This is a genomic window from Tahibacter caeni (genome assembly GCF_024609805.1).
GTDB classification, from domain to species: domain Bacteria; phylum Pseudomonadota; class Gammaproteobacteria; order Xanthomonadales; family Rhodanobacteraceae; genus Tahibacter; species Tahibacter caeni.
In genome coordinates, this window is the sequence record NZ_JANFVR010000344.1 from 1 (window position 1) to 4,895 (window position 4,895).

5 protein-coding genes are annotated in these 4,895 nt (G+C 71.3%); 3 read left to right on the forward strand and 2 right to left on the reverse strand.

Translation table 11 applies throughout. From position 1 onward, the window contains the following. The 3 genes from NON22_RS20350 to NON22_RS20360 form a co-directional block, all read left to right on the forward strand. The coding region (locus NON22_RS20350; protein WP_257388809.1) for a DUF1631 family protein at positions 1 to 1,544 on the forward strand (1,544 nt) is incomplete at its 5' end. A 9-nt stretch (positions 1,545 to 1,553) separates the two neighbouring features. Continuing rightward, positions 1,554 to 1,901 (forward strand): PilZ domain-containing protein, encoded by a 348-nt coding sequence (locus NON22_RS20355; protein ID WP_257388810.1) that lies wholly within the window; start codon positions 1,554 to 1,556, stop codon positions 1,899 to 1,901. A gap of 5 nt (positions 1,902 to 1,906) precedes the next feature. Next, entirely contained in the window at positions 1,907 to 3,055 is a 1,149-nt protein-coding gene (locus NON22_RS20360; RefSeq protein ID WP_257388811.1) for an FAD:protein FMN transferase, read from the forward strand. On the opposite strand, the gene NON22_RS20365 is transcribed toward NON22_RS20360, so the two are convergent. After that, positions 3,018 to 3,836, reverse strand: a complete 819-nt coding sequence (locus NON22_RS20365) for a hypothetical protein (protein WP_257388812.1) — start codon at positions 3,834 to 3,836, stop codon at positions 3,018 to 3,020. The two genes, NON22_RS20360 and NON22_RS20365, sit on opposite strands and share 38 nt — an antisense overlap. 91 nt (positions 3,837 to 3,927) lie before the next feature. Next, the gene (locus NON22_RS20370; protein ID WP_257388813.1) at positions 3,928 to 4,671 is read right to left on the reverse strand and encodes a helix-turn-helix domain-containing protein; all 744 of its coding nucleotides are present in this window, start codon (positions 4,669 to 4,671) and stop codon (positions 3,928 to 3,930) included. Positions 4,672 to 4,895 lie beyond the last annotated feature (224 nt).

A 4,895-nucleotide genomic window follows, 5' to 3' on the forward strand; every position in this document is an offset into this window, starting at 1 on the left:
CCGCGCCCCCGGCCGGCGCAGCGCGCACGGCGGCACCGGCCGACGCCGGCGACGATCCGCGCGATTCGGAACTGTTCGACACCCTGCGCGAGCTGCTCGCCGGCCGCCGCGGCCTGATGGCGCCGGTCGCCGGCGCCAACCTGTCGGATTACGTCGCGACCGGCGAAGACCTGCAGGCCGTGCTCGGCAGCCTGCAGAACCGCCCGGCCGCGCCGCTCGTGCTCGGCGGACGCGTGGTCCAGCGCAGCGTCGCCCACCTCAAGCAGGACCTGCTGAACCAGCTGCGCCAGTTCACGCCGGACGGCCGGCCGCCGCAGCTCAGCGCAATCGATGCCGACACGCTGGATCTCGTCGGCATGCTGTTCGATTTCATCGCCAAGACCATGCGGCCGACGGGCGCGACGCAGGCGCTGCTGACCAAGCTGCAGGTGCCGGTGCTGCGCGTCGCGCTGCGCGACAAGAATTTCTTCACGCGGCGCAACCACCCGGCGCGCCAGCTGCTCAACGCCGTGGCCGAGACCGGCCAGTACTGGATCGACGAAGGCGACGGCGAGACCGACCGCGTACTGGTCGAGAAGATGCAGCTCGTCGTCGATCGCGTCGGCAGCGAATTCGACGGCCGCGAGGAACTGTTCGACGAACTGCTGACCGACCTGAGCCGGCACATGGGCACCCTGGCGCGCAAGGCCGAAGTCGCCGAGCGCCGCCACATCGACGCGGCCAAGGGCCGCGAGCGCCTCGACGTCGCGCGCGAAAGCGCCGTGCGGGCCGTTGCCGAGCGCCTGCGCCAGCACAAGGTGCCGCGCCTCGTGCGCGCGCTGCTCGAGCAGGCCTGGACCGACGTACTCGCGCTGACCATCCTGCGCCAGGGCGAGGACTCGGACGTCTACCGCCGCCGGCTCGCCGTCGTCGACCGGCTCGTCGCCGGCACGGCGGCCGACGACGCGGAGCTGCGCAGCGAGATCGAACAGGGCCTGGGCCAGGTCGGCTTCCACGGCGACGACGTGCAGAGCATGCTGCTGCAGCTCGTCGACACCGGCGAGGCGAACAAGGACGACAGCACGGCCAGCCGCACCGAGCTCGCACTGAAGCTCAAGAACAAGGCGCGCCTCGGCGAGGACGCACCGTCGGCCGAGCCCTCGCGTGCGACGAAGCCCGCGGCGGTCGCCGCGCCGGCACCCGTCGCCGCCGAGCCCGCCGCCGCCGAACCAGCGGCGCTCAGCGCCGAGGAACGGCAGACCCTGGAACGACTGAAGACCCTGCCCTACGGCACCTGGTTCGAGTTCGTGACGAACCAGCAGGGCGACCTCGTGCGGCGCAAGCTGTCCTGGTTCTCCACCTTGACCGGCCGCTGCCTGTTCGTGAACCAGCGCGGCGCGCGCACCGAGGAACGCAGCCTGCAGCAGCTGGCGCGCGATCTCGTGCGCGGCCAGGCGCACATCGTCAGCGAGCAGCGCGAATCGCTGATCGACCGCGCCTGGTCGACGATACTCGGCACCCTGCGCCAGTTCTCCGGCAAGCCCGCGCCGCAGCCCGTCACCTGAGGAATCGCCATGGTCGAGCACCGCCGGGCGCCGCGCCGCCGCGCCGAGGAAGTCATCCAGGTCACCAATGCGATCACCGGCGAACCGGCCGGACGCATCGGCAACCTGTCGATCGACGGCATGATGCTGGTCACCGAGCGGCCGGCGCGCGAGAACGCGCTGTACCAGTTCGCGTTCGAGCTGCCCGACGCGCGCGGCCGGCCGCAGCAGGTCGAGATCGGCATGCACGAGCAGTGGACCGAGGCGGCCAGCGTGCCGGGCCAGCACTGGATCGGCCTGCGCTTCATCGACGTGAGTCCCGAGGATCAGGCGCTGGTCCGGGGCTGGCTCGAGCGCGGCCGCCAGGGCCGGGACTGAAACCCGTGCGCCGCCTCGTCCCGTTCGCCGTGCTCGCCGTCGCGCTGCTGCTCGGCGGCGCCTGGCTGTACCGGCAGCAGCAGGCGCAGGCGCCGCGCAAGGCGAGCTTCGTGATCTTCGGCGGGCTGACCCAGGTCGAGCTGCGCGGCGTGCCGGAACCCGCCGCCGCCGCCGCGTTCGGCGCGATAGGCGACGTGCTGCAGCGCGACCAGCGCGCCTGGCACCCCTGGGAGATGAGCGACCTGCTGCGGCTCAACGCCGCGATCGCCCAGGGCGAGCCCTACCAGACCTCGCGCGAGCTCGCCGGCCTGCTGCGCGCGGCGCGCGACGCCTACGCGAGCAGCGACGGCCTGTTCAATGCGGCGATCGGCGGCCTCGTCGATCTCTGGGGCTTCCATACCAGCGACTATCCGATCACGACGCCGGCGCCGCCCGACGGCAACATCGCCGCGACACTCGCGACGCGGCCGCGCATGGACGATCTCCGCATCGCCGACGACGGCACCGTGGTTTCGGCCAACCGTGCGATCCAGCTCGACCTCAACGGCCTGGCCGAGGGCTATGCCGCCGAGCAGATCGCCGCGCTGCTGCGCGAACGCGGCATCGGCAACGCGTTGATCAACGTCGGCGGCGACGTGCTCGCGCTCGGCCGGGCCGGCGACCGCCCCTGGCGCGTCGCGATCAGCTCGCCGCAGCACGAGCAGCTCGCCGGCGTCGAGCTGCAGGGCCACGAGGCGCTGTTCTCGTCGGGCAACTACAACAAGTTCCGCGAAGTCGAAGGCCAACGCTGGGGCCACGTGCTGGATCCGCGCACGGGCCGCCCGGCCGGCGGCACGGCCGCGGTCAGCGTGATCCATGGAGACGCGGTCGTCGCCGACGTGGCGTCGACCACGCTGATGATCGCCGGCGCGCAGGATCTCGTGCGCACCGCGCGCGGCCTCGGCGTGGCCTGCGTCGTGCTCGTCTCCGACGACGGCGCGATCTGGATCACGCCGGCCATGCGGCGCCGGCTGCAGTTCGCCGTGCCGCCGGCGCGGCTGAGCCTGACCGAAGACCTCGGCGCCGACTGCCGCGGCACGACGCCGGCCCGCGGCAGCACCGCGGCCGCCGCCGGTATCAGTAACGCAGCTTCACGAACGCCGACGGGCCGCTGAGATGCACGTTGAGCACGCCGTCGAAGCTGCGCTTGTCGGCTTCGACGCGGATGCGCTGCGCGCCATATTCGAGACCGAAGCCGAAATTGCGCCACGGGAAGTACTCGACGCCGAGCGACAGGTTGTAGATGTGTCCCGTCAGCGAGCCGTTGTTCTTGCGCACGCCGGCCACGTCGGCGTAGATGCGCGTCGATTCGCTGAACGCATGGCGCCAGCCGAGCTCGATCAGCGGCGCCCAGGCCGACGCGCTTTCGTGCAGGTCGAGCGGCTGCACATCGCCGTTGAGCGAGCCCTGGCCGCTGACGTTACCGGCGACGCGGTAGTAGCCGCCGCCCAGCCCGAGCCCCCAGACGTCGCGATCGCCGACCGGAAGCCACCAGCGCCAGGCCACGCTCGCGAAATCCATGTCGAGTTCGCCGCGCACGTCGGCGTCGACGTCGAACGTGCTGCCGTCGTAGACGATCGTGCGGTCCAGCGTCTTGCGCGCGCTACGGTGGAAGCGGTAGCCGTCGACCTCGATGCCCTGGCTGTCGCCGACGAGGAAGCCGAAGCGCAGGCGGCCGACGACGCGGTCCTTGGTCAGACCGAAGTCGTCCTCGAAGTTCACGTCGGTGCCGATCACGCCGTTGTCGCCGTCGATGCGTGCGTCGGCGTCGCTGTCGGCCTGGTAAGCGCCGGCCGAGATGTAGAAGCGGTCCAGCGCGAGCGGTTTCTCGGCCCAGGCGGCGGGCGCGAGCGCGGCGAGCAGCGCCGCAGGCAGAAGGCGTAGTGTCGTTTTCATGTCCGTACGTTCCTGAGCAGAGGCCGACCCGCGGCCGGCTGCATTCTGACATGTCCGCACCAGTGCCGCGTCCCGCGGCTGCGCGTGTTCGTCATGATGACTTGCGCGGGCGTCGAAGACGCGTGAACTCGGAGAACTCCCACTGACGCAGCGCGAGCATCAGGCTGAAACCGTCGCGCGCGGCCAGCGGCAGCCGCGCGTCCTGGCGCGCGAGCTCGTCGAATTCCTGGGCGAGCCGGCCCAGCGCGGCCTTCATGCGCGTGCGCGAGCCCAGCGACAGCATGCCGCTGAGGAACCGCAGTTCGTCGCCGATGCCGTCGAACGCGCCGCGCAGGAACTCGCCGGCGACGCGCGCGAGAAAGAACTCGTGCACCGGGCCGTCCTTGCGCCAGGCGAAATTGCGCGCGGTCAACTTCTTGACCCGGCGCGGCGGCCGGTAGTCGATGATGCCGAGTTCGTCCAGCCGCAGCAGCGCACTGACCAGCCGCGCCTCGTCGAACGCGTAGGTCGCCATGATCTCGGCGGGCTTCCAGTCGTTGACGAGCAGATAGGTCATCAGCAGCAGCTGCGGATCGCGCACGAGCGCGCGTTCCTGCGCTTCGCTGAGCTCGTGCAATGCGCTCGGCGCCTGGCCGCCGTCGACGAGATCGGACAGGCTCAGGTCCAGCACCTCGCAGATGCGGTCGAGCCGGGCCAGCGAGAAATCGCCGCGGCTCAGGTCGCGCTTGATCGTCGGCTCGCTGAGACCCAGCAGCTCGGCCAGCTGGCGGTAGGTCATGCCGCGCTGGCGCAGCACGCTGCGGATGTTGCGCACGAGGGTCTGGCCCGCGCTCATGGCTGTTCCGGTATCAGAATCCGATACCGGATCAGACAACAGGGATAAGCCCGCGCGCAAGGATTTGCGCCGGGAGCGGGCGCTGCGGCAGTCTCTGCGCGCCTCAACAGTGCGCAAGGACCGGCCGCATGCGTGTCATGGCACCACTCATCGCGGCGCGCCCGACGCCCGCCGCCGGACTGCGGCCGCTGCGGCTGCGCGGCAGCGGCGTGGCCGGCGCGCTG

Excerpts from the sequence above, each read along its gene's own strand:
- NON22_RS20370 (WP_257388813.1), bottom strand. The coding sequence starts at position 4,671 with ATGAGCGCGGGCCAGACCCTCGTGCGCAACATCCGCAGCGTGCTGCGC.
- NON22_RS20355 (WP_257388810.1), top strand. The coding sequence starts at position 1,554 with ATGGTCGAGCACCGCCGGGCGCCGCGCCGCCGCGCCGAGGAAGTCATC.
- NON22_RS20365 (WP_257388812.1), bottom strand. The coding sequence starts at position 3,836 with ATGAAAACGACACTACGCCTTCTGCCTGCGGCGCTGCTCGCCGCGCTC.